This is a genomic window from Paenibacillus odorifer (assembly GCF_000758725.1).
Classification (GTDB): domain Bacteria; phylum Bacillota; class Bacilli; order Paenibacillales; family Paenibacillaceae; genus Paenibacillus_AQ; species Paenibacillus_AQ odorifer.
Genome location: NZ_CP009428.1, coordinates 111,166 through 136,613, shown reverse-complemented (window position 1 = coordinate 136,613; position 25,448 = coordinate 111,166). Strand labels below are relative to the sequence as shown.

The window sequence follows — 25,448 nt, the reverse complement described above, 5'->3', positions numbered from 1 at the left end:
CAAAGATGCTATGATAAACAGAATTATAAACCGTGCACCTGTTATTGATGGCTACGATCCAAGCGGCAACCCTACATGACTGCTCGAGTTAGGCCACCCTCCGGCACAAGAGTAATCTTACTTATGGCTGCTTCCTTCCGGACCTGACCAGGTTCATAAGCACTCATTGCGGAGGACCCAACTGTCAACACAGCCCATAGGAACCAAGGCCTCACATCGATAGCACCTCTAACAGGAATTCAACCTCGCTACAGCGGATTGCGAGTTACAGGGCACCGCTACCTCCCCGTCTAGCACGGCGAAGATAAGTATAGCTCACGCTCGGACAAAAATCAACTCCAAGACATAAAATGAGCCCCTCAGCTATACAGCTGGGGGCTCAATCTAACCGTTAAGCCGCAAAGCGACTGTTCAAATTAGATACCATATTTCTTCTTAAATTTATCTACGCGACCGCCGGCATCCAGGAACTTCTGCTTGCCAGTGAAGAACGGATGGCAGTTGGAGCAAATTTCGACACGAAGCTCTTGTTTAACAGAGCCAGCTTCGAAAGTGTTGCCACATGCGCAGGTTACCTTAGTTACATTATACTTTGGTTGAATTGCTTCTTGCATTTTGAATTTCACCTCTCATGCCCTAAGCCTCATGCGGACCCAGAGTTATATGATTACACTGTGGTATTTTAGCACGAAATATCGAATTGGGCAATATGTTTCATTTTTACATTTTAGCTGCTTAAATATTGATTCCCCGCCGCTTAGCCCGCGCCATATCTGCTGGTGGCACATGTGTATAAGAGCCTATAACTACATCCGGAAGTTCATCGCGGAAAATATCAAGCATCGTCTTCATCCCAAGGATTTCACCCTGGGCAGGAGGAATCAACTCTAAATAGCTCTCCGGGTCAATGTTTAGATTACGCATCTGAATAAGCTTCAGATCAGTACGTCTTACAAACTCCAGCATCGCTTCAATCTCTTCTTCGCGATCAGTCACTCCAGGGAAGATCAGATAATTGATCGATGTGTAAACGCCCTGCGAAGCAGCGTATTTCAAAGATTTCTCTACATTGGCCAATGTATAACCGCGTGGTTTGTAATAAGCATTATAATGGTCATCAAGGGCACTGATTGTGCTGACACGCATCAAATCGAGCCCAGCATCAACGATTCCTCGCATATGATCGCTTAATCCCGCATTGGTGTTGATATTGATATAGCCCATATCAGTAATCGAGCGCACTTCACGAATAGCTTCTATAATAAGTTTTGCTTGCGTGGAAGGTTCCCCTTCACAGCCTTGTCCAAAGCTGATAATCGATTCAGGCGTCTTTAAATGCTCCAACATAACTTGTGAAATTTCGTTGACCGTAGGCCGGAAATTCATCCGAGTCTGCGGAGATACAAAGCCGCTATCATCAGGTTGCTCAGAAATACAGCCAAAACATCCAGCATTACATGAATAAGAGACGGGTACACCGCCCTCCCAACGCCCTAAAAAGGTATTGGAGGAAGTCAGGCATTCATAGCCAAGCGCACAGTTAGAAAGATGCTCATAGAGACGGTTATCAGGATATTTGGCTGTCATCTCACCAACGCTGACTTCAAGATCTTCTTTGTCACAATTAAGTGGATTCCATTTCTCTGGATTATCGGTAGGGTCTGCCGCAACATAGAACCCGCCATCCTTCCACACTACAGCCGAATACCCAAACAGAGGAAGCTTATAAGACTTATCTGTCTTCACATAACCAGGAAGACATAGACGAGTATAGCCTTGCGGCAGCAGCGCTCCGACAGCCTGCGAGCCTTCCGGCAAAGACATCATTTCACCCGTCTCAGGATTCATACCCACAGCACGTGTACTAGGCAAGCCCACGAGCGTAGCACCTTCTGGTAATGGAATTAATTCTTCCTCCAGCATTTCAACAATCATATCCCCGCTACGAGCTAGCCCGTACAGTTCGGGATGATCATATACGTTTCCTTGCCCGTCGGCATATACCAAATACATGTTAGTCTCCTCTTATTATCAATTCTCAAGTTGTAGGTACTGAAGGTGTCTTCGCCCGCGTGGTACGACGAGCAGCTGTACCACTGTTGGAGGTGCCCCCGTTACTTGCAGTCCCGTTTGGTGTTGTTTTTGCCCCGGCAACGTCAAAGGATGCCAAGAACTCAGCATTAGTCTTCGTATCACGCAGCTTTTTGATGAATCCCTCCACAAAATCGTAGGATTCGTTCATATTTTTGCGAATCGCCCAAATCGTATCCAGTTCTTCTTTGCTCAAGAGCACTTCTTCGCGACGTGTACCTGAACGACGAATATCGATAGCTGGGAATATCCGGCGTTCCGCCAATTTGCGGTCCAAATGAAGCTCCATATTACCGGTACCCTTAAATTCTTCATATATAATATCATCCATACGCGAGCCAGTATCTATTAATGCTGTTGCCAAAATAGTTAATGAGCCGCCTTCTTCCACATTCCGTGCAGAACCAAAAAACCGCTTCGGCCGGTGAAAAGCCGCCGGGTCAATCCCCCCCGCTTAGTGTACGTCCAGATGGTGGAACCACCAGATTATAAGCACGCGCCAGACGCGTAATGCTATCCAAAAGAATAACTACATCCTTCTTGTGCTCAACTAAACGAAGTGCCCTTTGCAACACAAGCTCAGCCACTTTAATATGATTCTCTGGAAGCTCATCAAACGTCGATGCAACCACTTCGCCTTTTACAGAACGCTGCATATCGGTTACTTCTTCAGGACGTTCATCAATCAGCAATACAAAGAGCTCAATCTCAGGATTATTAGTGGAAATACTATTGGCAATTTCTTTTAAGAGGAGCGTTTTTCCTGCTTTTGGAGGTGCTACAATCAAACCCCGCTGCCCCAAACCTACAGGAGCGAGCAAATCCATTATTCGGGTAGACAAATGAGTAGGGGATGTTTCAAGCGGTAGCTTGTCTTGCGGATAAAGTGGTGTTAATGCTGGAAAATGAAGACGCTCCGCTGCACTAGCAGGGTTCTCGCCATTAACGGCATTGACTTGAAGCAGGCCAAAATATCGTTCATTTTCTTTTGGTGTCCGACATTTACCAGACACAAGATCTCCGCTTCTGAGATCAAACTTACGAATTTGTGAAGCTGAGATGTAAATATCTTCAGCACTGGGCAAATAGTTAATTGGCCTAAGAAATCCATAGCCCTCAGGCAAAATTTCTAGCACGCCTTCCATAAACATGAGACCGCTCTGCTCTGCCTGTGCCCGAAGGATCGCAAAGATCAGTTCCCGTTTCTTCAGCTGTCCGTAATAAGGGATCTGGTATTTCTTGGCCAGCTTATATAACTCGGTCAGCTTCATTTCTTCCAGATCGGAAATTTGAAGATCCATGTAATAACCACCTATTCAATTTTTAAATGAGTTCTTCCTAGTCTATCTACTAGGCAAAAATATGATTCTATTAAAATGCTCATTAGGTTAGTATTACCCCAAATGGAAGGAAATATGCGGTTTGGCCGCAAATTAATACTCCTTCCAAGCGGGATATCCTAATATTATTCATTCTCACGCCAAACATGAGCACCAAGTTGCCGAAGGTTGCTCACTAAATTATCATAACCACGATCAATATACTCTACGCCGGTCACTTCAGTAATACCATCCTCTACTGTTAACCCGGCAATGACAAGGGCTGCACCCGCACGCAGATCAGCTGCCTTTACTTTTGCAGCATTAAGTTTACTGCCCTCAATAATTGCAGATCGGCCCTCAACACGAATCTTTGCGCCCATTCTTACCAACTCTGGCACATGCTTGAAGCGGTTGCTGTAAACGAAATCGCTAAGCACACTAACCCCTTCTGCCTGTGTCAGCATACTTGTCATAGGAGATTGTAAATCTGTAGGAAATCCAGGATAGGTCAGTGCTTTAACATCTGCATGTTCATAATTAGCTCTACCTATAACTCGGATACTTTCATCAAGCTCTTCAATATCCACGCCCATCTCTAAAAGCTTGGCTGTTAAGGCTTCCAAGTGCTTAGGAATAACATTATCTATCAACACATTACCACGCGTAGCCGCAGCGGCAATCATATAAGTTCCTGCTTGAATCCGATCGGGAATAATGGAATGACGGCAACCGTGCATTTCCGAGACCCCTTCGATCCGGATGGTTTCTGTACCAGCGCCTTTAATAACAGCGCCCATAGAGTTCAATAGGGTAGCTACATCTATAATCTCAGGCTCTTTAGCCGCATTTTCAATAATTGTAGAGCCTTTGGCTCGTGAAGCCGCCAGCATGATGTTTATAGTGGCACCTACGCTTGATACGTCCAGATAAATCTTCGCACCGCGTAGCTCTTTTGCATATAAATGGATAGAACCATGTTCGTTGGTAACTGTTGCTCCTAAAGCCTCGAAACCCTTGATATGTTGATCAATTGGACGAGGTTCAAAATTACAGCCACCAGGAAGACCTATTGTCGCTTCTTTGAATCTTCCAAGCAGAGCTCCCATCATATAATACGAAGCTCTAAGTTTCTTAACCGGCCCATTGGGCATTGGAATAGATACAATACGTGAAGGGTCAATTCTCATCTGATTGCCTGACCAGGATACATTAGCGCCAAGCTCTTGCAAGATTTCGGAGTAAACGGCTACATCACTAAGGGACGGTAAATTATCCAGAACAACTTCAGATTCGGCCAAAATTGCCGCAGGAATAAGCGCAATGGCACTATTCTTTGCTCCACTGATGGTTACAACGCCCTCTAGCGGACGTCCACCGCCAATCATTAATTTTTCCATAGATTTATCAATTTCCCCCTACGTGTATTGCAGCTGGGTGGGCAATACGTGCTGTGGACTTTTAGTGATGAAAATGGAAAGACACCGGCTAAGCGGTGTGCTTTCCTCATCAAACTATTCAACTGGACAGAGTAATAGCCCTATCCTTTAACAAATTGCTTGTCCACCTGAGGCGGAAGCTACAATGATTAGGCTTTGTTGTTGGATCCAAATTCGCGAATTTTACCAATAACGGTTTCTTTGATTGCATCGCGACCTGGTGCGATGAATGTACGTGGATCGTAAGCATCAGGTTTAGCAGCTAGAACTTCGCGAACCACTTTTGCGAACACGATTTGGTTCTCAGTGTTCACGTTGATTTTGGAAGTACCCAGGGAGATGGCTTTCTTGATGTCATGTTCAGGAATACCTGTACCACCATGAAGAACCATTGGGATGTTAGTAGCGTCACGGATTTCTTCCATTTCTTTGAATCCGAGGTTAGGCTCGCCATGGTAAGGTCCATGAACGGAACCAAGTGCAGGAGCCAGGGTGTCGATACCTGTTTCTTTCACAATACGTACGCACTCATCAAGCTTAGCATACATGATGCCGCCGATAACGTCGTCTTCTTGTCCACCAACAGTACCTACTTCAGCTTCTACAGAAACGCCTTTAGCGTGAGCATATTCAACGACTTTTTTAGTCATATCGATGTTCTCATCGATTGGGTGATGGGAACCGTCGATCATTACGGATGTAAATCCAGCATCAATTGCTGCTTTACATTTATCAAAGCTAGATCCATGGTCAAGGTGGATAGCTACAGGAACAGTGATATTCATGTCAATAATTAGACCTTCAACCATTTTAACAACAGTAGTGAAGCCGCCCATGTGGCGTGCTGCGCCTTCAGATACACCAAGGATTACTGGTGATTTTTCTTGTTCAGCGGCACCAAGAATAGCTTGAGTCCACTCCAAGTTGTTAATGTTGTACTGACCTACTGCATATTTTCCTTCAAGTGCTTTGTTCAACATGTCTGTCATAGATACTAATGGCATGGTTTCATCCTCCTAAGAATGTTGGTTGGCTATGTTTTTAAACCGACATCACATACAGGCTTATTATAGCACATCCTGTGTCAAATACTAAATAGGGTAAACAAAAAAATGTCCCGGTGGGACGATTTTTATCCAGCCCATATAGCAATTAGACTCATCCTCTTCGGAGTCACCACGCGAAATAGGACCGATACAGAAATCACCGTTCTAACTGCATTGATCCACAGACTTGTTATGAAGATGCATGTTTACCGCTACGCGCATTTCGTCTATGTCGAACGGCTTTGTAAAATGCATTAACGCCCCTAGCTTGGTCGCCTCCTTAATCATGTCCAGTTCACCATATGCCGTCATCATAATGACCTTAATGGACGGATTGATCTCCTTTAGATGCTTCAGGATCTCGAGTCCATCCATTCCCGGTATTTTCATATCGAGTAAGACCAAATCGGGTGACTCGCTGCGAACAATGTCTAATGCCAATTTTCCGTTAGCCGCTTGAAATGTTGTATATCCCTCACTATTGAACACTTCCATAAGAAGAATCCGGATCCCGTTCTGATCATCGACAATTAATACTTTCTTCTTTTCCATACGATACCCTCCCAGAAATTAAGGCAGATTGACTATACCGCGCTCTCCACAGCGACCGGCCCCTTTAGAAACTACTCCATACGAAACCTATTATTCGTGCTTTACTGTCCAAATCCTGCTAATTGGATAAAATGGGTAAATAAAGAGTCTAAAATGAAATAAATGTCAGTTACAATATTTCTATTAAAGGGTAATACAAAAAGAGAGCCTTCGGATGAAGGCTCTCTTAGACTATTTAAGAACCGATGGGTTCTTTCTGTCTGTGTATAAATTACTGCTGCTCGGAATGCGTCAAAGAGGCTTTGACAAATTCACGGAATAGCGGTTGCGGACGGTTCGGACGTGAAGTGAATTCCGGGTGGAATTGAACCGAGAGGAACCACGGATGCTCTGGAAGCTCTACGATCTCAACTAAACGGCCATCCGGAGAAGTTCCGGAGATAACCAGTCCCGCTTTTTCAATTTCATCACGGTAAGTATTGTTGAACTCATACCGGTGACGATGACGCTCATATACCAGTTCATCATCATAGCAAGACATTGCCAGAGAGTCCGGAATAATCTTACAAGGATACAACCCAAGACGCATAGTGCCACCCATATCTTCAATATCTTTTTGCTCAGGAAGCAAATCAATCAATGGATATTGTGTATTTGGATCGATTTCGGAGCTGTTTGCACCTTGTAGTCCAAGAACAGAACGGCCATATTCAATTACAGAAACCTGCATTCCAAGGCAAATCCCAAAGAAAGGTATCAATTGCTCACGGGCATAACGAATAGCGGAGATTTTACCTTCGATTCCCCGATCACCGAAACCACCAGGAACAAGAATACCGCCAATGCCACGCAGCATTTCGTCCACGTTCTCATCTGTAATTTCCTCTGCGTTCACCCAGCGGATCTTAACCTCTGCATTCGCAGCAAAACCTGCGTGTGAAAGTGATTCAACAACGCTCAAATAAGCATCATGCAGTGCTACGTACTTACCTACAATTGCTATTTCTACTGTCTTCTCTAATTTCTGAATCCGGCTAAGCATACTTTCCCATTCGCGCATATCTGGCGCAGGTGTTGTAAGCTTCAAATGATTAACAACAATCTCGTCCAATCCTTCATCACGAAGGTTCAATGGAACTTCATATAACGTCGAAGCATCGCGGCATTCCACAACAGCATTAGCATCAATATCGCAAAAGAGTGCGATTTTGGCTTTCATATCTGCGGAAAGCTCATATTCCGTACGGCACACGATGACATTCGGTTGAATACCGATACTGCGCAGCTCTTTAACGCTATGCTGTGTCGGCTTCGTCTTCACTTCTCCAGCAGCCTTGATATAAGGAATCAAGGTTACGTGGATATACATCACATTTTCCCGGCCAATATCACTCTTGATTTGACGAATCGCTTCCAGGAACGGAAGACTTTCAATATCCCCTACAGTACCGCCGATCTCTGTGATAACAACATCAGAGTTAGTCTCGCGGCCCGCGCGGAACACGCGTTCTTTGATCTCATTCGTAATATGCGGGATAACTTGTACAGTTCCACCCAAGTACTCTCCACGACGTTCCTTGCTGATTACGGATGAATAGATCTTACCTGTCGTCACATTGCTGTTCTTCGACAGATTGATATCAATAAACCGTTCATAGTGCCCAAGGTCAAGGTCAGTCTCTGCACCGTCATCCGTTACGAAGACTTCTCCGTGCTGGTAAGGGCTCATTGTTCCAGGGTCTACGTTAAGATACGGATCAAATTTCTGAATCGTTACCTTTAGACCTCTGTTCTTGAGCAGCCTGCCCAGCGAAGCGGCGGTAATGCCTTTACCCAGGGAAGACACAACGCCACCCGTTACAAAAATATACTTTGTCACTGTAAAACCCTCCTAAATAAAGTCCAAACATAAAAGCGGCACATGGTGTTTATCGTAACCCGTTTTACTATCATCAAAACAGGGGAAATCAAAAGTTTAATTCACCGGGGAAAACATAAAACGTCATCCCGCAAATTCCATTAATCTACAGCTACTTTGCATCTAAAAAAACAAAAAAGTGACACCCGTAGAACCGGGGCACTTTTTATTTTAGAAAACACGTTTATTAACTTACATGATAAGCCCATGCAATAGTTTACTCTGACGATCCCCCACTGTCAAGGGAGGAATTATGCCACAGACAAGACTCTTCTGATTATTGATCTTACTTGTCATCCTCGGAATCTTCATCGTCGCTATCTTCTGCATCGTCTTCGTCCGTATCGTCTTCGTCTATGTCATCTTCATCGATCACGACATCTTCGTCGACTTCTTCTTCGCTGTCGTCGTCAGAATAGAGGTCGTCGCGATCTTCATCGATAGCGTCGAAATCCTCTTCTTCAGCTGTGTAGTTTTCTTCTTCATCAGCAAAATCGTCATCTTCCAAATCATCGTCTTCATCGTTGATGATGCGCACTCGTTTAGTGTTACCAACCGGATCATCGGAGCGCTCTAGAGGATACCAGCGTTTCAGTCCCCAAAGGTTGGTTCCGACACAGGCAAAACGCCCGTCAATGTTAATCTCGGTATATAACTGGGCAATAGTATCTTGGCTTTCTTGATCGGTCATACCGCGTAACTTGGCTACCTCGACCATCAGATCACGGTAATAATACGGTGTATTGGCTGCTTTAAGCACCAGAAAGGCAAGATCCACCATTGGCATTTCTTTAACTTTCTCAGGGTCTAGCTTTAAATTGAGTGGCGTACTCACTAAAGGACACTTCCTCTCACGCATTGTTCACATTACGGTTTATTTCAATAATATCCATTAACAAAACTAAGTAAAACCTATTTAACAACAAAATGCAAGTCAAATGCAAGAACCTCCCAACAGAAAAAGCCTCCTGCTTATTATCCATACAGGAAACCTGTCTTCATCAAGAAGAGTTGATATGTAATTGTAGCAAGGGTCGCCGCACCCAAAGTTTTCAGAAATGGGATTTAAAAAGGCGGAGGAAGACCTCCGCGCATGACTGTATCCACGCCAAGGATCGGCTCCTTACGGGATGTTACAAAGAGAGTTTTAATCTCTTCTGTTTATTTTATGTAAAGCGCCGTCTTTTGACACGCTGGGCAGCCCATTTCCTTAAAAAAGGGCAAGTTCCCATTCGGACCCCTCCCTCCGCTCATACAATATGGCAGCAGGGCACCGAGGGGGGACAGCGAAACCTATGGACTATTACAAATTTTGGAACATGCTTCTTGAAGAAATATCGGTTGCCCCAAAAAATGGTGAGCGGCGTATTCTTACCTTCAACGATCCCCGCCAGTATGCCGGAGCTTTCTCCCAATGGAAGGCTCTAAAAGCAAAGCAGCCCGAGCTGCGTCAAGTACAGGTATCTCCGCTGATTCGGGCCTTCTTCGTGCCCGCTGCCGCCGGAAAGCTGATGAACCGATTTGCAGACCTTCTAAACGTCGAAGACGATCTGCAAATTCAAATTCATTCCATAGCTAACGAAAAAAGCGGAATCGCCGCGCTCCCTTGGGGGGTGAAAGCGATTCATGCTCCTCAGGCATGGTCTAAATCAACCGGAGTTCACGTCAAAATCGGCGTCATTGACACCGGCGCGGATTACCGTCATCCCGATCTGAAGCATTCATTAGCCTCTGGAGTCAACCTACTACACCGCGGGATGCTGCCGCTGGATGATAACGGGCACGGAACTCATATCGCCGGAACCTTAGCGGCAGCAGGGGGAAATCGCGGAATGATGGGAGTGGCGCCGCGAGCGCTGCTATATCCAGTCAAGGCCTTTGATCATAGTGGATCAGCCTATGTGTCCGATATTGTGCTAGGTATTGATTGGTGTGTGCAGAACCGAATCGACGTCATTAATATGAGCTTTGGAATGAAGACTAGAAGCAAGGCGCTCCACAATGTGGTTATAAAAGCATATCGGGCCGGAATCGCCGTCATTGCCTCCTCTGGGAATGACGGCAAACGTGGCGGGGACTATCCCGCACGTTATCCCGAGACGATAGCCGTGGGCGCCATCGATAAAAGACACCGGGTTGCCGGCTTCAGCAATCGCGGTTCATATATCGATGTATACGCGCCCGGCGAAGGCGTGCCCTCCTGCTGGCTGAAGGAGGGCTACAAAGAAATGAGCGGCACCTCCATGGCGACCTCGCATGTCACGGGAGCCGCCGCATTGCTGCTCGCACTGCGACCGGGCCTCACGCCAAGGGAGCTGAAGCTGCTCTTGCGCCGCACCGCGTCCCCGGTGCGGCTACGCAAGGGGCAACGCCGCGCATCCCTAGGCGGCGGCTCTGCCGATGCCCTGCGACTGCTGAGAGCAGGAGTAAGGGCGAAGCGTTCGGTCTCCGCGAACGTGTAGACCCCGCCCGGGCACCGGGTGGGTCACTCTGACGTGAGCGCAGCTGATGCCGGTGCGAAGAACGGCAGCCAAGAAAAATCCGCCCCCAGGAAACCGGAAGGCGGATTTTTTGTCGTTTGCTGTTGATTTACATGCGATCCGGTGCAGAAACTCCGACAAGACGCAGTACATTGGCAATAGTAGTACGCGTTGCGCCAAGCAATGTAAGACGCGCCACGGTTTGAGCAGCATCCTCAGTAATTACACGTTCAGCTTTGTAATAACTGTGGAACATCGCAGCCAGATCATATACATAACGGATGAGGCGATGTGGAGCATAACCTTCAGCCGCAACAGCGATTTCTGCCGGGAGCTCACCAATTTTGCGCAGCAGGTCATATTCATGCACTGCTGTCAGCTTGGAGAAGTCAATTTCAGCGTAATCAGGGATAGAAATCCCTTGCTCCTCTGCCTGACGGAAAATACTGCAAATACGGGCATGCGCATATTGAACATAGAATACAGGATTTTCATTAGAAGTAGAGATCGCCAAATCCATATCGAAATCAAGATGAGAATCCATGCTGCGCATGGTGAAGAAATAACGAATCGCATCGATTCCTACTTCCTCCATCAAATCTTCCATCGTAACCGCTTTGCCGGTACGTTTGGACATTTTGACCTTTTCACCATTCTGGAACAGGCTGACCATCTGAGCAATCAGAACCACTAGCTTCTCAGGATCATTGCCAAGGGCTGACATTGCCGCCTTCATCCGCGGAATATAACCATGGTGATCAGCGCCCCAAATGTTAATCATTTTATCGTAACCGCGGCCATACTTATCGCTGTGATAAGCAATATCCGGGGTAAGGTAGGTATATGTGCCATCATTTTTGATCAAGACTCGGTCTTTATCATCGCCGTATTTTGTCGTTTGCAGCCAGGTTGCCCCATCTTGCTCGTACACTTCTCCACGATCACGGAGCTCGTCCAGCGAGCGCAGTACTTCTCCGTTCTCATACAGCGAGGTTTCACTGAACCAGATATCGAAGTTTACACGGAAAAGACCTAGATCACGTTTGATTTTATCCAACTCTTTATTAAGTCCATAGGTCCGGAAAAAAGCAGCGCGCTCACTAGGGCTCATCTCGAGCAAGGTATCGCCCTTTTCTGCCACAAGCTCCTTCGCAAAACCCTTAATATCCTCACCATGGTAACCATCTTCCGGCATTTCTGCCTCTTGACCCAGCTCCTGCAGGTATCTGGTTTCAATGGATTTACAAAGATTAGCCACTTGGTTACCGGCATCATTAATATAATATTCCCGGGTCACCTCATAACCTGCATAATCAAGCACATTACACAGCGCATCACCGACAGCAGCACCACGGGCATGCCCTAAATGTAGGCTACCTGTTGGATTGGCACTGACGAACTCCATTTCAACCTTCTGACCTTGACCCAGATTAATACGGCCATAGTCATCCCCCTGCTCAGCAACAAGGCTGATGATTGGGTACAAGTAGTTCTTAGACAGGGTAAAGTTAATAAAGCCTGGTCCTGCAATTTCCGCTTTCTCAATAGAAGCTCTGCTCGTATCCAAATGCTCAATAATAGCTTCAGCAATCTGGCGTGGATTACGTTTAGCAATTTTGGTCAGCTGCATAGCAGCGTTCGTAGCCAAATCACCGTGCGCCTTATCTCTTGGTACTTCTAGTACAATATCCGGAACCTCTTCCGGTGCAACCAGCCCAGCATTCACAATCGCATCGGCGATGGCTTCTTTTACCCGTTCATTTACAAGCTCTAACGGATTCTTACTATGTGTCATAATTTCGGTTCCTCCTGTATATGCAAACTAATAGCGAACTTTCCTGTCAATTCCTCGTAAACGTACAAATCATATTCCCAGGCAACCGTTAAAGAGCGCCCTTCGCGCACAACTTCCAGCTTGTTCGTTTCCGTAGAAAGATTGAACTGCGTATATGGCGAGCGGTAGAATCCTGGCAGACGCCGTCCAGCTTCAAAGCTCTGCTCTGACTGAATCCCGCCATGGCGGATTAGCTTCAGTTGATTACCTGCAATCTTTATCGTTGTACGAACAGAAACTTCCTCCCCGCGAGGACCCTGCTCTAATTCTTCATATTGAATATATAGATGCGGTCCTTTGGATGTTACTTCTCCATTCGCTTCCATAACATTTCGCTGACCATCTTGAAGGCTCACGAGCGTAATAGAGACATCATATTTGTCAGACTGTATTTCAGGCATCACACGTTCCTCCATTCTGCAAGCCTCTGCATTCTGCATAAGAAAAACGTCTAATGGCAAAGCTTAAACATTTTTATATTAATCAAAGGCCTATTTCGCTTTCCCATTGTACACTATAATCCAGTTCAAAGAAGCATTTCAATACAGAATCAAGCATATCTTCATAAGCACATAAAATATTACCATATTGATGATTAAAAGCACACTTTGAACGTCCATTCTCTATGTATATCATTTACTTAGATAATATTTGCACTTACCAAGCACCTATCGGACATAAATGACCCTATAAGCAGTATGATTCCATATTTGGTGCGATAACGGACTTCATAGTCGCTATTAGCCTAAAAAACAACCCATGTGAACCTCTTTCTAGAGAATAGTGTTACTGGAGTCCGAAACTCTATCCCAAAGGCCGAAAATTTGCAAATAACGTCATCTGGGTCCGTAACCCTCCGAGGATGAGGGATCTGATTAGGGCACTGATAAGGGTACTATTGAAGCAAGCAAAGATACCAACGACAAAAATACAGAGCAGCGATTCTCCAAGTATCCGGAGAATCGCTGCTCTGCTGTCTATTTGCGATTTTCACAATACATCGGAACTTATATTCTTGCACTGTAAAGAATTATTGGGTCATCACTTTCAAAGAAAACCTGCGTTCCCATGAAGCTCCGCCGTCTTTGGTCACATACAAGGAAGAGTAATCAAGCTCACGGATGGCGAGCCAGCCCTCTTTATTACTAGTGAAGGAGATTACCCCCTCATAACCAGCGAGCGCCGGAAGATTAGTCCATTGCTTACCGCCGTTATAAGAGCGTCCAACCGCCACTTTCTCTGCTGCTGGGGAAAACCCCACTAAAAAGGAGGTGCTGTTTCCCACAAGCTGCAGGTTCCCAGGTTTGCCAGCAGCTGGCCCTTTATTGAATTCAGCCTTGCCACTTCCTGGCGCAGGTCCGCCGCCCGCAGTTTCCTGAGCGATCACACGATTCCAACTTTTCCCCCTGTTCGCACTTTCATACAGCGAGTAGGAGGTCTGACTCATCCCCGTACCGCCATAGAGCACTACAGCGACCTGATCTCCCTTAGCGGAGATTTGTCCAAACTCGGGCTCGGCAAAAGCCGCCTTAAGTGAAAGGCTCCAAGTTGCCCCTCCATCTGTGGTCTTCATTACCCGATACCCGCTTCCCGGCACGATTACAACCGCCCAGCCGGTATTCCGGTCACTAAAATAAGCACCTCTTGTATTGGGTGGGGTGGAAATCTTACTCCAGCTCAGCCCCCCGTCTTTGGTGTGATACGTTGCGGCTCTCTCATAAGCAAAACCTTTCTTACTATCGATAAAATTTATTCTTTCAAAGCTGACGGCTTTGTTCGAAAGTCTCTTCCACTCCGAGCCACCGTTAGAGGTACCGATTAAATATTGAGCCTGCCCCTCCTCTACAGAAGCAAGAGCAAAGCCATGTACATTATCGGGAAAATCGAATTGTTTGAAGCTCCATTGGCCTTGATAGATCTCTTGAAAATGGCAGCCTCCGTCAGAGGTACCAATCATAAATCCATTACCTGCTGCCCGTCCGGTATTCCCTTTCAAAAACTGAACATCAGAAAAGCTAAGCGGTGTGGATATATCACCTGAGTGCTTGTTTTGCAGGGCCTGTAGCAAGCCGTGATCTCCTGTGCCGCAAGTCGCTGGTGCTGGTGCAGCCGCAGCATGTACAGAACTTACTGGTGCACTCCAGCCTGATACCATAATAAGCGTCGCCGAGAGGGCGGTTATTGTCGTCTTATGAATCTTTTTCGTCCATTTCATGATGACACCTCCTAATATGTATATACCCTTACTTACAATCCCTACTCTGTTATACCTCCAGAGATGATGGCCTATCTACCTTAAACAATCACAAAATAGAAACAATTTGTTACCCTCCATATCCCTAATGAATATCCTTCCAGATCCTTCCCCATAATATGAGAGAAAGGAGTCTGGTGCCATGACACGCGAATCAACGAATCCACCGAAACGAAAAAGCCGCTTCCGGCGTTTATTTCGGCTGCTGGCAGCCTTGATCATATTATTTGTATTAACCACCGGAGCTCTGCTCGGTTATCTATATCAAAAAGATCTTCCACCGATTAGCGATGATGTGCGCTCCAAGCTGTTTGACTCCCGGGGCAATATTCTTGCCACCTTTACCTCAGACGGCCGCAGCCGCGAACCCGTCAAATTAAGTCAAATTTCTCCCCTGCTCATTGAAGCTACACTAGCAGTCGAGGATCGTAAATTTTATGAACATTCCGGATTTGATCTGAAGGGGATGGCGCGAGCTGTTCTAGTCAATCTGGAAGAGGGAAACCGGTCGCAGGGTGCTAGTACGCTAACTCAGCAGCTCGCACGTAACCTCTACCTATCCCATGAAAAAACATGGACGCGCAAGGCTAAAGAAGCTGTCTATACGATGCAGCTGGAGATGAAATACAGCAAAGATGAAATCCTGAACATGTATTTAAATAATATCTACTATGGCCACGGTGCTTACGGCATTGAAGCAGCCTCACGGATGTATTTTGGTAAATCTGCAGCGGATTTAGACCTGGCAGAGAGTACCATGCTGGCTGGAATTCCAAAGGGACCTACCTATTATTCACCTTACAACCACATGGACAATGCTAAAAAGCGCCAGAGAATCATCCTGACCGTCATGGCCAATTTAGGCAATATCACTCAGGAAGAAGCGGGACAAGCCGTCCAGGAGAACTTAAACTTCAAGCCGCAAGGACAAAAGGATACGCTTGTAGCTGCGCCTTATTTCCGGGATTATATCCGCAATTTGGCCATAGAGTCTCTCCACATCAGTAATGATGAGCTGGAGCAAGGCGGATTAAATGTCTATACCACCCTTGACCCTGACATGCAGCATGCCGCAGAAAATGCCGTTGACAAAGAGATGGATCAAACTAGTGATCTGGAGACTGCACTTGTATCCATCGATCCTCGCACCGGTTACATCAAAGCAATGGTCGGCGGAAAAAATTATCGTACCAACCAGTACAATCATGCTTTGGCCACCACACGCCAGCCGGGTTCTTCCTTTAAGCCGATTATGTATTTGGCCGCACTCTCATCCAAAGAGATGACAGGACTTTCGGTCTTTAATAGTCAGCCAACGATGTTTCATTATGATAACAACCGCAAAACGTATCAGCCCCGAAACTTTGGGGATAAGTATCTGGGTGAAATTAATATGCGGCAAGCTATCGCAGCATCCGACAATATCTATGCTGTTAATACAATTATGAAGATCGGCGCGGATAAAGTAAGCGAAATGGCTGCGAAGATGGGCATTGACAGTCCACTTCAAAGCGTACCTTCACTGGCACTGGGCACTTCACCGATCAGTCCGCTTGAAATGGCTGCAGCTTTCGCTGTAATTGGAAACAGCGGTCAGAAAATGCCGACCACAGCCATTCTAAAAATAACCGATTCAAATGGCATGGTCCTGTATGAAGCACCTCAACCCAAAGGAGTAACCGTCGTAGAACCTGCAGCTGCCTATGTACTGACTCGTTTAATGGAAGGGGTATTCGAGACTGGGGGGACGGGCAATCGGGTGGCTTCCATAATCAAACGTCCGGTAGCCGGCAAGACCGGCACTACGGATACAGATGGCTGGATGGTAGGATTCACCCCGGAGCTATCAACGGCAGTCTGGGTTGGATACGACAAGGGGCGCGACATCGCAACTACCGACGGACGGCGTGCAGCTCCCATTTTCGCCCAATTTACTGAAAAGGCGCTGGAAAATGTTCCCCCAAAAATTTTTCCCATTCCAGATGGAGTGGTCAGCGTATACGTCAATCCGCAATCCGGTAAACTTGCTACAGCAGCATGTCCCGACAAAGAACTGGAAACCTTTATTAGTGGAACTGAGCCCACCGAATACTGCGAATTGCATGGAACTGGCGCCGCTCCTGCTGTCGATGACACACAAAGCAAGGTAAATCCTGCTGAAGAGAATCGTTCCCTATGGAAGAACATTAAACGCTGGTGGTTGAATTAGCCTCTTCATTTATATTGAAGGGGTTTTTCTTTTTTTTATAATTTATATATTGTAGTAACAACAGGATTTCTAAATTCAAATATCACTTATCGCATAAGGGATGTAACCGTTTTATTTATTATGCTTACCCCATTCTCTTAACTCACAATTACTGCTATAATAGTTATTAGAAACCAAAATATAATGATGTAAATGAGGGACATGGGATGAAGGATACAGGCATGATCCGGAGTTTAGACAGTCTTGGGAGAATTGTGGTTCCCGCAGAAATCCGTATGACGCGTAATATCGACATTGGTGATCCTATCGAATTTTTTGTTTTAGACGAAAAAATCATCGTCCTTAGGAAGTACACCTCGACAGAGTGTACATTTTGCAGAAGCCACGACCATGTCACCTACTATAAAGAGCAGTTTATTTGTAGCAGCTGTCTAAAAGAAATTGTCGATCCTGAACGCATGTCTCAATTGCCAGAGTCACGTGAGGATTTTGTTGTTGAGGCACCAGAGCACAACACCAGCATCCGAAAGTCGAAGACAGAGGAAATGTGCCAACGTCTGGAACAAGCTATTGAAGATCATCCCTATGCCAACCAAAAAGAACTTGCAGAAATCCTCGGGATTAGCCAAGCCAGAGTGAGTCAGCTCAAACGCAAGCTTAGCAGCACAAGCAAATCATAAATTAAAAAAGCTTCGACGCTCCTATTTCCGGAGGTCGAAGCTTTTTCTATATCGGATAACCCTTCTGGAGGCTCCTATACTATTCAGTCAGTGCAGCTTTAAGCTCATCTGAGGATGCATTCCACCATGTTTCATTATGAGAGATCAAAAGGGATTTGAGGGCCGATTTCTCAACGGCTCCAAGCCCTGCCACATCGATCTTGCGTTTGAGAGCTGCATCCAGCTTATTGACATGCTCAGCAAGAATTTTCCATCCGCGGCGCGCTTCTGTATCAATCCACATTTCACAGGCTGTGATTCCACCATAAAATTGAGCTTCCAATGTACGGTCTACCGCTACCCATACCACCCAAACCTGTCTTCCATTCGGTACGTCTTCACGATTCATGGAAAATTTAATTCCTTTTTCCACCTTACTCTTGGCATGCATGGCACCGATATCAATAACCGCCACATCACCATCAATAATGACAGGTGAAACGTTGTTGAGATCTATAGAGCCTGCTCCAAAGCCTTTATGTTTACTTTTAGCGTTCACAATATTTAAGGCAATCTGTTTCTTGCCCTCCGGTTGTATGTTGTCCACGAGTGCACACCCTTCCTCTTACGAATAATTTAATTTTAGCTAATAATGCGGCGATTGCAAACATATACATCCCGTAGATGCTTGTCACGGGAGGAATCACACTATGAAGTCACTGTCATTAAAGTACATCATCTTTGCGACCCTGGCCATCCTCGCGCTGCTGGGAGGAGGAATATGGGCCTTTTCAGGGGATAGCTCTACGGCTTCTGTTACTAGCTTCGCTTCAAAAGAGGCCAAGTCCTCCAGCGGCACAGCGCCTGCAGCCGTACCACAGCAGGTATTGCCTGAGAGCGCGCCCGTCCCGGCAGAGGAGGCTTTAAGCCAGCGGGTAGTCGAGTATCACATTGATGTCCAGCTTGTTCCTGACACAGAAACCTTAAAAGCTTCTGAGACAGTAACCTGGACACACCCCGGAGTAAAGCCAGTAAGTGATTTATATTTTCACATGTATCCAAATGCATTTGCCTCATCAGATACCACCTTTATGAAGGAATCCGGGGGGACGCTCAGAGGCGACAGCATGCCTGAGAACGGCTTCGGAAATATGACGCTGACCGATCTGCGCACGACAGAAGGAACTTCGCTAATGCAAAGAGTGCAATATGTCCAACCTGATGACGGCAATATCAACGATAAGACGCTCCTAAAGGTACATCTTCCTCAGCCTGTTAATGGTGGGGAAAGCGTAACACTTAAGCTTCAGTATGAAGTCCAGCTGCCCAAAATCTTTGCTCGCATGGGTGCTTCAGGTAACTTCGTTATGGCTGGGCAATGGTTCCCTAAGCTTAGTGTATACGAGCCGAGGGGCACACGCGGAGTTAAGGAAGAAGGCTGGGACCTGCATCAGTATCACGGAACCTCTGAGTTTTACAGTGATTTTGGCATCTTTAATGTAACGATTGCCGTCCCTTCCAACTATACGGTGGCTGCGACCGGATTTCCTGTAAAAAATGCCAAGCTCAAACAAGATCAGAAAATATATCAGTTCTACGCCGATGATGTCCACGATTTCGCTTGGGCCGCTTCCCCTGATTTTACAGTAGCTGAGGAAGCCTTCTCTACGCCGGAGGTGCCTGGAGTACGAATTAAGGTGTATCTCGACCCACTACACAAAGATTTAAAAGAGCGTTACCTTCAGGCTGCCAAGGCTGCCCTGACCTACTTCAGCAAATGGTATGGTCCTTATCCCTACTCTACGCTGTCTATTGTCGTCCCACCTAAGGAGGGCAACGGTGCTGGAGGAATGGAATACCCTACCCTTATTACAGCCTTTGGGGCCGCGGATTCTTCTCCAGATACCTCACTTGAAAGAACCGTCATTCATGAAATCGGCCATCAATACTTCTACGGTATGGTAGCCAGTAATGAATTCGAGGAGGCCTGGCTGGATGAAAGCTTCACTTCCTATGCCGAAGACAGACTTATGGAGCAAGAATACGGTATCAAGTCTAATTTGCCTTTACAGGCCAGCCTGGTAACTATACCTGAGCCGTTAAATCTGGAAACGTGGAAATATGCAGGGGCGGATTCCTATAGCCGAAATGTTTATATCCGCGGCAAGCTTGTACTTAAAGATATCGAACGCCAGGTAGGTACCAAAGCAATGAACAACATCATGTCCTCCTACGCTCGTAAGTTCCGTTTCGAGCATCCTGCTACGTCAGATTTTCAGAAAGTCGTTGAGAAGGTAACCAAAAAATCATGGCAGACCTATTTCGATGATTACATTTATGGTGATGGAGCGCCTGACTTCTCAGTAGATACGATTACTTTTAAAAAAAATAACAGCGGCGATGCTCCAAGCTACGAATCATTAGTGAAGATTTCAAACAAAGGGAGCCATTACGTTGATGTTCCCGTGAAATTCACATTCGCCGACAGCTCTTCGGTGCAGCGGGTCTGGAACGGTGAAGGAGCAGAGACTACGTTGCAATTGTTAAGCGATAAGCCTCTTCTCTCTGCTGAGATTGACCCTGAACATTCCATCTTATTGGAGAGCAAACATCTAAACAACTTTAGGCTGGCGGAAATAGAGCCCAAGACGCTCTCTCGCTGGACATTAAGTGTAACTAAACTACTTGAAACCGTGCTCGGAACTCTTGTCTGGTGAGGTGAATGATTGTGAGAACATCGATAACCCGCGGCTGGCAAAGCATGAAGGAGCAATTTTATATTTTAATTCTGCTCTTCATCTACCGACTGCTCTGGGGCTACTTTATGTATGGTTTCATCCGATCTGCTATTATTCCGATTCTACTGCGCTATCCGGATAAAGACGCCGGAGGCAGCGGTATGGGCAGACTGTTATATTATATCGAGGGACAGTTCAGCTTGAATACGGACCCTGCGATACGCACTTGGTTATGGATGCTTCTGGCGCTTGTTGTCTTGCGACTTCTGCTTTCCCCTTTCATAAGGGCAGGATTGCTGCATGAGCTCCACCAGGAGCGAAAGGGCGAGCGTGGACTGTTCTTTTTCCCTGGCATGAAGATCTATGGACTACCTGTCTTAGTCTTTAGCCTAATCGAATGGGTGCTGACCCTGCTGCCGCTTTACTGGCTTGCTCCAAAAATGTACGGGCTGTTCTTATCCTCTTTGTTTAACTACGCTTTGTTACTTCATTTAGTACCATACGTATTGGCATGGCTTATATATATTTTTATCGTGCGCCTGTTTCTTCTATATATGCAGTTTGGTTACACCGGCGGTACAGGAATGTTCTCCTCACTGTTCATCTGCTTGCGGTCACTGATTCCTGCTATAGGTGTTTCCATTGTACTTGGTGCGGGAGGCTTGCTCTTACTGCTAGTGTGCGGACTGACGGGTCTGTTCTGTCCCGGCCTACCGGCACTTATAATACGGCAAATCTCACCACTACCTTCTACGCTCTTAAAAATGTGGGGAATCTCTGCACAATATCATCTATGGCGTAGCAAAGCATTTCCACAATAAATCAACCTTATTTGACATAATAAAAAGGTCCCAATTCCTGTATTTAGGAGCTGGGACTTTTTCTCAATACGGATAACTTAAGAGTATTTGCAAAATCGTAAAAGCTCTGTTACAATAAGTCCTGTGCTATTAGTAACAATTTTGTAATCAATTGAAACGATTCCTACATAACTAAATGTATTTATCGTAAGTGTAACTGTCGAAACGTCATTCTCTGGTGCTTAACACGCCTAATTCCTTTGCACCGGGAAGTGGGGGAACCATATTTTGGGTGAATTGATCTCGCTTTACAGGGATCATAGGGAATCTTCTACCGAACCCTTAAGCTAACCTCGCAGGCCTTGGAAGGAGTACATCTTTTGAAAAGACATAATTTAAGAAAAAAATGCGTCGCTGCGGCGCTAGGACTTGTAATGGCATTATCTATTGGTGGAGGAAGCGCCTTTGCCGACTCTAAAATGGACTCTGTAATCTCAAAGACTATTGGAGTTGCCTATAAAACCGGAGGTACAAGCACTGCCGGATTTGATTGCTCTGGATTTACAAAGTATGTATTCAAGAATGTGGGTCTTACTTTACCTCGTACATCAAAAGCTCAATATAGCGTTGGAACTGCTGTATCCAAAAGCAATCTGCGTTCTGGTGATCTAGTGTTCTTTAACACACTTGGCAATGGAGTATCCCATGTCGGCATTTATGTTGGAAACGGAAAATTCGCACAATCGTCCTCTTCGCGTGGAGTGACCATCACTTCACTCAGTCAGGCCTACTGGGCCAATCGTTATGTTGGCGCTAAAAGAGTAATGAGTACTTCAGCTTATCAAGCTGTAGCCTTCGATTGAAACCTTCCTCACAACTATAACCTCACAATTACAACTATATGAACCTGAATCTGATTATGCCCGTAATCAAATTCGGGTTTTTCTTTATTCCATAATATATTTTTACACTATTAGAGCCCAATTGAAACACGTTTATTTGATAAAAATTGCAATTATATTAAAAATTAGGTCATTATTAACGCTTACATATGCCTTTCTACCGTAAAAATGCCAATTTTTCTGCATTAATATGTTAAAAACGATTGCCAAGCGGCTTTCTGTTTGTTACAATTAGCGCAGTGAGATTTTAGTAACATTTTTGTAATCATTAAGTTGTTATTTACAAAGGTTTTGTCATGTATTGATTACAAGCTAATCCTAATCAACAGTATGAGCCGAGTTTCCTAACTATTAGGAAAACGGGGGAACCAACTTTGGGTGAATTGACCTCCATTATATAGAGAGGTCATAGGGGACCTTCAACCGAACCCTTAAGCTAACCTCGTAGGCATTTGGAAGGGGTATACACTTTTGAAGAAGAAGTTAGCAGCAGCAGTACTAAGCTTTTCCATCATCCTCACCATCGGAGCAGGAAGCGCTTTCGCAGATTCCAAAATGGATAAAGTGATTGACAAGGCCATCGGTACTAAATACGTATCCGGCGGTATATCCACTAACGGATTTGATTGCTCCGGATTTACAATGTATGTGTTTGATAAGATTGGCATTAACCTTCCACACCAATCAGGTTCCCAATATCAAATGGGCACAGCAATCTCCCGTGATGATATAAGAGCCGGAGATCTTGTATTCTTCAATACAAGTGGCAAAGGTGTCTCCCATGTCGGCATTTATGTCGGTGAAGGTAAGTTCGCACACGCTTCTACCTCACGCGGTGTTACGATTAGCTCTCTGAGTGATAGCTACTACGTGAAACGCTACGTTGGTGCCAAGCGCATTATGAGCACAGACGCTTACCAATCGGTTGCTGCTGAATCGGAAGACAATGATGATGTGCAATAAATAACGTACATAGGCTCTTTTCCAAGGTACTCTTGGAGGAGAGCTTGTTTTTTTGTCTTATTACTTATTTACCCCTCTCATAATTTGTAAAACATTCCCCTCATATAAAGTTTCTGAGTCGAACCTCCCCCATTTTGTATATAATTAATAATATAGCAATGTCCTCGTGAAAGGAGATCGTTGACCTTATGATAAATCCCTCGGTAACTTTTCATGTTGTTCCTATGGAGGCAATTCACGGAGAAGCTATTTGTAAGTGGAGCTATACGCCCCCATATAATATTTATGGCTGGATGCCGTGGGAGCAGATGCAGGCTCTTGGCATCGAGTTTGGTGATCCGCAGCTCCGGGAGGAACAATATATCTCCATATTAAATGAAAATGAGGTTTTGTGCGGATTCGCACAGTTGTTCCCGATGGAAGGAGTCGTCCGTTTAGGAGTTGGGATGCGCCCCGATCTATGCGGCCATGGTTTAGGCAAACTATTCGTAGATGCCATCGTCCAGACAGCCTTGAATCGTTATCCTGATCGTGAGATAGATCTGGAAGTCCTGACCTGGAACCAACGCGCCATTCGAACTTATCAAAAATGTGGATTTACGATTACAGATACGTATGAACGCCGCACACCTACAGGAGACAAACCTTTTTATTGCATGGTCTATGACAAATGATATTAAATACCAGATATTTCATAAGAATGATTGTATTCTCGTTCATTTTTTTGTCACAAACCCTATGATAACGCTTCACCATAAGCTATAATGTAGGGAGCAGCTTACATAGAAGGGACGAATTGGGATGCAGAAATGGATCATGAGCGGTTTGTTTTTTGCCGCCTGTGCCTTTGCGGTAGTACTCATGTTTACACTTCCGGGTAAAGAAGAGGTAGCAGAAGAAAATAAGCCCACGATGCCGGTAGTTCAACTGGACGCGGCAAAGGCAGAAGCAACCGTGAAAGCCAGCTGTATCACCTGTCACGGCGATCAGCTTCAAGGTGGAGTTGGACCAAGTCTTCAGAATGAAGGCGGTCAGCATGACGCTGAGGAAATCTACAGCATCGTCACCAAAGGACGTGGCCAAATGCCTTCCTTTAAGGAGAAGCTAGCTCCTGAAGAGATCGCCAACGTCGCACTCTGGCTCTCAGAGAAAAAGTAACCAGCCAAGCAACCAAAAACGCCCGTGTATGAGATAGGTGACTATCTGTGCACGGGCGTTTATTTTATGATTTTGGCTAAACTAATGATTTTTTTCAAAGGCTTCATTAAATTCATGCGCCTCTCGAAGATCTAGTGCTGTAATCCCATCTTCTTCATTAGATTTCAGGCGCAGGGTAACTGTTTTATAATCAATCGTAATATGTGGATGGTGATCGAAGGCTTCTGAAATCGTGGCTACTTCATCAACGAACGCAATGCCCTTCATATATTGGCTGAACATATATTTTCGCACCATAACATTATCTTCCAGTTTCCAGCCCTCCAGCTTGGTGATCTCCTCACGCAGTTCCTCTTCCGTAAATAACAATTCGTTTCCTCCCTTACAAAAAATTGCAGTAAAGTGCGTAGTTCCCTTTACTTGTCTTAGGCGTTAAACAAAACATCCCTTAGCTTCTGAGGTCCAAGGGATGTGCCAGGATAAAGGCGATATTTTCGATTAAATGTATTCACAAATCCCAGCGATTATAACTCGGCTTTATCAATTTTAACACGGGCTACTAACTACGGGCAAATTACGTCCAGACGTCTCCTCTGCCTAAATCAAAACTACTGAAGCCAAATCCTCTTCGCCAACTAGAATATTAATGCGGTGAGTGTCCTTATCGTAAATAATTACGCCGCTCCCCACTTCAATCATAGGTTCATTACCCAGCGCGAAGAAAAGATCCTCAGCCAATGCTTCCCATACCTCCAGCTTTGATTCTTGGGGTAGTTCCTGCCACTCGTCCGGATCCATCTCAAAAAATAAATATCCATCGGAAATTCGTCCGACGGCTTCGGTCAAATCGGTTAGAATTTCACCGTAATCTCTACCATGCTTTACACCCACGTATATCACTCCGTTTTCTTCACAGATGAATAATTACTTACCTTATCCATTATAGCCGAAAAAATGACTTCACAAAAAACCGAATGATGTCGATAAATAAGAATATACGTTAATTCGGTTTCGCACAGAGTGCCCTGCCGCTGTTTCAAGGATGATATACGCGGCATTGTCGGAACACATCTTAAATCTCACGGA

The 25,448-nt window shown here is 45.5% G+C and carries 22 protein-coding genes, 1 other RNA gene, 1 pseudogene and 2 riboswitches; of the genes and pseudogenes, 9 read left to right on the top strand and 15 right to left on the bottom strand.

The window, feature by feature from the left end; all coding sequences use genetic code 11:
- Positions 1-30: 30 nt before the first annotated feature.
- The 9 genes and pseudogenes from ffs to rpoE all read right to left on the bottom strand — a co-directional run bounded on the left by ffs (position 31) and on the right by rpoE (position 9,200).
- Positions 31-299: signal recognition particle sRNA large type (ffs, locus tag PODO_RS30290), an RNA gene on the bottom strand.
- A gap of 117 nt (positions 300-416) precedes the next feature.
- Positions 417-614, bottom strand: a complete 198-nt coding sequence (rpmE, locus tag PODO_RS00625; RefSeq protein WP_036679927.1) for a 50S ribosomal protein L31 — start codon at positions 612-614, stop codon at positions 417-419.
- A gap of 121 nt (positions 615-735) precedes the next feature.
- A complete protein-coding gene (locus PODO_RS00620; protein ID WP_038568079.1) occupies positions 736-2,013 on the bottom strand; it encodes a radical SAM family protein in 1,278 nt (425 codons plus the stop codon).
- 25 nt (positions 2,014-2,038) lie between these two features.
- Positions 2,039-3,392: pseudogene (gene rho / locus PODO_RS00615) on the bottom strand (transcription termination factor Rho).
- 164 nt (positions 3,393-3,556) lie between these two features.
- Positions 3,557-4,810, bottom strand: coding sequence for a UDP-N-acetylglucosamine 1-carboxyvinyltransferase (locus tag PODO_RS00610; protein WP_036679932.1), 1,254 nt, complete (start codon positions 4,808-4,810; stop codon positions 3,557-3,559).
- 188 nt (positions 4,811-4,998) lie between these two features.
- Positions 4,999-5,853: a class II fructose-1,6-bisphosphate aldolase gene (fba, locus tag PODO_RS00605; RefSeq protein ID WP_036679934.1), complete on the bottom strand. Its 855-nt coding sequence runs from the start codon at positions 5,851-5,853 to the stop codon at positions 4,999-5,001.
- Between the two features lie 207 nt (positions 5,854-6,060).
- The gene (locus tag PODO_RS00600; RefSeq protein WP_036679935.1) at positions 6,061-6,447 is read right to left on the bottom strand and encodes a response regulator; all 387 of its coding nucleotides are present in this window, start codon (positions 6,445-6,447) and stop codon (positions 6,061-6,063) included.
- Positions 6,448-6,718: 271 nt separating this feature from the next.
- The gene (locus PODO_RS00595; RefSeq protein WP_036679937.1) at positions 6,719-8,326 is read right to left on the bottom strand and encodes a CTP synthase; all 1,608 of its coding nucleotides are present in this window, start codon (positions 8,324-8,326) and stop codon (positions 6,719-6,721) included.
- A gap of 325 nt (positions 8,327-8,651) precedes the next feature.
- Positions 8,652-9,200 carry a DNA-directed RNA polymerase subunit delta gene (gene rpoE / locus PODO_RS00590; protein ID WP_038568074.1) on the bottom strand — a complete coding sequence of 183 codons (549 nt, stop codon included), beginning with the start codon at positions 9,198-9,200 and terminating at the stop codon, positions 8,652-8,654.
- A 460-nt stretch (positions 9,201-9,660) separates the two neighbouring features.
- Here rpoE and PODO_RS00585 point away from each other — a divergent pair, with 460 nt between their 5' ends.
- Positions 9,661-10,827, top strand: a complete 1,167-nt coding sequence (locus PODO_RS00585) for a S8 family peptidase (RefSeq protein WP_038568071.1) — start codon at positions 9,661-9,663, stop codon at positions 10,825-10,827.
- Between the two features lie 127 nt (positions 10,828-10,954).
- Here the strand turns inward: PODO_RS00585 and argS are convergent, their stop codons facing one another.
- The 3 genes from argS to PODO_RS00570 all read right to left on the bottom strand — a co-directional run bounded on the left by argS (position 10,955) and on the right by PODO_RS00570 (position 14,894).
- Positions 10,955-12,640 carry an arginine--tRNA ligase gene (gene argS / locus PODO_RS00580; protein ID WP_038568068.1) on the bottom strand — a complete coding sequence of 562 codons (1,686 nt, stop codon included), beginning with the start codon at positions 12,638-12,640 and terminating at the stop codon, positions 10,955-10,957.
- Positions 12,637-13,080 carry a YwiB family protein gene (locus PODO_RS00575; RefSeq protein ID WP_036679946.1) on the bottom strand — a complete coding sequence of 148 codons (444 nt, stop codon included), beginning with the start codon at positions 13,078-13,080 and terminating at the stop codon, positions 12,637-12,639. Before PODO_RS00575 ends, argS begins: the two co-directional genes overlap by 4 nt.
- Positions 13,081-13,709: 629 nt before the next feature.
- The gene (locus PODO_RS00570; protein WP_052096708.1) at positions 13,710-14,894 is read right to left on the bottom strand and encodes a beta propeller repeat protein; all 1,185 of its coding nucleotides are present in this window, start codon (positions 14,892-14,894) and stop codon (positions 13,710-13,712) included.
- Between the two features lie 181 nt (positions 14,895-15,075).
- Here PODO_RS00570 and PODO_RS00565 point away from each other — a divergent pair, with 181 nt between their 5' ends.
- Together PODO_RS00565 and PODO_RS00560 are read left to right on the top strand one after the other, a co-directional pair.
- A complete protein-coding gene (locus PODO_RS00565) occupies positions 15,076-17,142 on the top strand; it encodes a transglycosylase domain-containing protein (protein ID WP_038568066.1) in 2,067 nt (688 codons plus the stop codon).
- A gap of 206 nt (positions 17,143-17,348) precedes the next feature.
- On the top strand, positions 17,349-17,822 hold the full coding sequence (locus PODO_RS00560) for an AbrB/MazE/SpoVT family DNA-binding domain-containing protein (protein ID WP_038568063.1): 474 nt from the start codon (positions 17,349-17,351) through the stop codon (positions 17,820-17,822).
- A 79-nt stretch (positions 17,823-17,901) separates the two neighbouring features.
- Here PODO_RS00560 and PODO_RS00555 read toward each other — a convergent pair whose 3' ends face one another.
- A complete protein-coding gene (locus PODO_RS00555) occupies positions 17,902-18,408 on the bottom strand; it encodes a YwhD family protein (protein ID WP_038568060.1) in 507 nt (168 codons plus the stop codon).
- 103 nt (positions 18,409-18,511) lie between these two features.
- Between PODO_RS00555 and PODO_RS00550 the strand changes: the two genes are divergently transcribed.
- The 6 genes from PODO_RS00550 (at position 18,512) to PODO_RS00525 (ending at position 24,362) form a co-directional block, all read left to right on the top strand.
- Positions 18,512-20,518 carry a M1 family metallopeptidase gene (locus tag PODO_RS00550; RefSeq protein WP_038568057.1) on the top strand — a complete coding sequence of 669 codons (2,007 nt, stop codon included), beginning with the start codon at positions 18,512-18,514 and terminating at the stop codon, positions 20,516-20,518.
- A 5-nt stretch (positions 20,519-20,523) separates the two neighbouring features.
- Positions 20,524-21,360, top strand: a complete 837-nt coding sequence (locus PODO_RS00545) for a hypothetical protein (RefSeq protein ID WP_052096706.1) — start codon at positions 20,524-20,526, stop codon at positions 21,358-21,360.
- 217 nt (positions 21,361-21,577) lie between these two features.
- Positions 21,578-21,716: riboswitch (cyclic di-AMP (ydaO/yuaA leader) on the top strand.
- 57 nt (positions 21,717-21,773) lie between these two features.
- Positions 21,774-22,202 carry a C40 family peptidase gene (locus PODO_RS00540; protein WP_052097401.1) on the top strand — a complete coding sequence of 143 codons (429 nt, stop codon included), beginning with the start codon at positions 21,774-21,776 and terminating at the stop codon, positions 22,200-22,202.
- A 362-nt stretch (positions 22,203-22,564) separates the two neighbouring features.
- A riboswitch (cyclic di-AMP (ydaO/yuaA leader) is annotated at positions 22,565-22,707 on the top strand.
- A 5-nt stretch (positions 22,708-22,712) separates the two neighbouring features.
- Positions 22,713-23,204, top strand: a complete 492-nt coding sequence (locus PODO_RS00535) for a C40 family peptidase (RefSeq protein WP_036679958.1) — start codon at positions 22,713-22,715, stop codon at positions 23,202-23,204.
- A 188-nt stretch (positions 23,205-23,392) separates the two neighbouring features.
- Positions 23,393-23,878: a GNAT family N-acetyltransferase gene (locus tag PODO_RS00530; protein WP_036679960.1), complete on the top strand. Its 486-nt coding sequence runs from the start codon at positions 23,393-23,395 to the stop codon at positions 23,876-23,878.
- A gap of 127 nt (positions 23,879-24,005) precedes the next feature.
- The gene (locus tag PODO_RS00525) at positions 24,006-24,362 is read left to right on the top strand and encodes a c-type cytochrome (protein ID WP_036679962.1); all 357 of its coding nucleotides are present in this window, start codon (positions 24,006-24,008) and stop codon (positions 24,360-24,362) included.
- 81 nt (positions 24,363-24,443) lie between these two features.
- On the opposite strand, the gene PODO_RS00520 is transcribed toward PODO_RS00525, so the two are convergent.
- Both PODO_RS00520 and PODO_RS00515 read right to left on the bottom strand, forming a co-directional pair.
- Positions 24,444-24,731, bottom strand: coding sequence for a 4a-hydroxytetrahydrobiopterin dehydratase (locus PODO_RS00520; protein ID WP_036679964.1), 288 nt, complete (start codon positions 24,729-24,731; stop codon positions 24,444-24,446).
- Positions 24,732-24,959: 228 nt separating this feature from the next.
- A complete protein-coding gene (locus PODO_RS00515) occupies positions 24,960-25,253 on the bottom strand; it encodes a hypothetical protein (protein ID WP_036679966.1) in 294 nt (97 codons plus the stop codon).
- Positions 25,254-25,448 lie beyond the last annotated feature (195 nt).

Bases quoted from the DNA above. Each gene is read 5' to 3' on its own strand.
- rpmE (WP_036679927.1), bottom strand. From the start codon at position 614: ATGCAAGAAGCAATTCAACCAAAGTATAATGTAACTAAGGTAACCTGC.
- PODO_RS00620 (WP_038568079.1), bottom strand. From the start codon at position 2,013: ATGTATTTGGTATATGCCGACGGGCAAGGAAACGTATATGATCATCCC.
- PODO_RS00610 (WP_036679932.1), bottom strand. From the start codon at position 4,810: ATGGAAAAATTAATGATTGGCGGTGGACGTCCGCTAGAGGGCGTTGTA.
- fba (WP_036679934.1), bottom strand. From the start codon at position 5,853: ATGCCATTAGTATCTATGACAGACATGTTGAACAAAGCACTTGAAGGA.
- PODO_RS00600 (WP_036679935.1), bottom strand. From the start codon at position 6,447: ATGGAAAAGAAGAAAGTATTAATTGTCGATGATCAGAACGGGATCCGG.
- PODO_RS00585 (WP_038568071.1), top strand. From the start codon at position 9,661: ATGGACTATTACAAATTTTGGAACATGCTTCTTGAAGAAATATCGGTT.
- argS (WP_038568068.1), bottom strand. From the start codon at position 12,640: ATGACACATAGTAAGAATCCGTTAGAGCTTGTAAATGAACGGGTAAAA.
- PODO_RS00575 (WP_036679946.1), bottom strand. From the start codon at position 13,080: ATGCCTGAAATACAGTCTGACAAATATGATGTCTCTATTACGCTCGTG.
- PODO_RS00570 (WP_052096708.1), bottom strand. From the start codon at position 14,894: ATGAAATGGACGAAAAAGATTCATAAGACGACAATAACCGCCCTCTCG.
- PODO_RS00565 (WP_038568066.1), top strand. From the start codon at position 15,076: ATGACACGCGAATCAACGAATCCACCGAAACGAAAAAGCCGCTTCCGG.
- PODO_RS00560 (WP_038568063.1), top strand. From the start codon at position 17,349: ATGAAGGATACAGGCATGATCCGGAGTTTAGACAGTCTTGGGAGAATT.
- PODO_RS00550 (WP_038568057.1), top strand. From the start codon at position 18,512: ATGAAGTCACTGTCATTAAAGTACATCATCTTTGCGACCCTGGCCATC.
- PODO_RS00545 (WP_052096706.1), top strand. From the start codon at position 20,524: ATGATTGTGAGAACATCGATAACCCGCGGCTGGCAAAGCATGAAGGAG.
- PODO_RS00540 (WP_052097401.1), top strand. From the start codon at position 21,774: ATGGCATTATCTATTGGTGGAGGAAGCGCCTTTGCCGACTCTAAAATG.
- PODO_RS00530 (WP_036679960.1), top strand. From the start codon at position 23,393: ATGATAAATCCCTCGGTAACTTTTCATGTTGTTCCTATGGAGGCAATT.
- PODO_RS00525 (WP_036679962.1), top strand. From the start codon at position 24,006: ATGCAGAAATGGATCATGAGCGGTTTGTTTTTTGCCGCCTGTGCCTTT.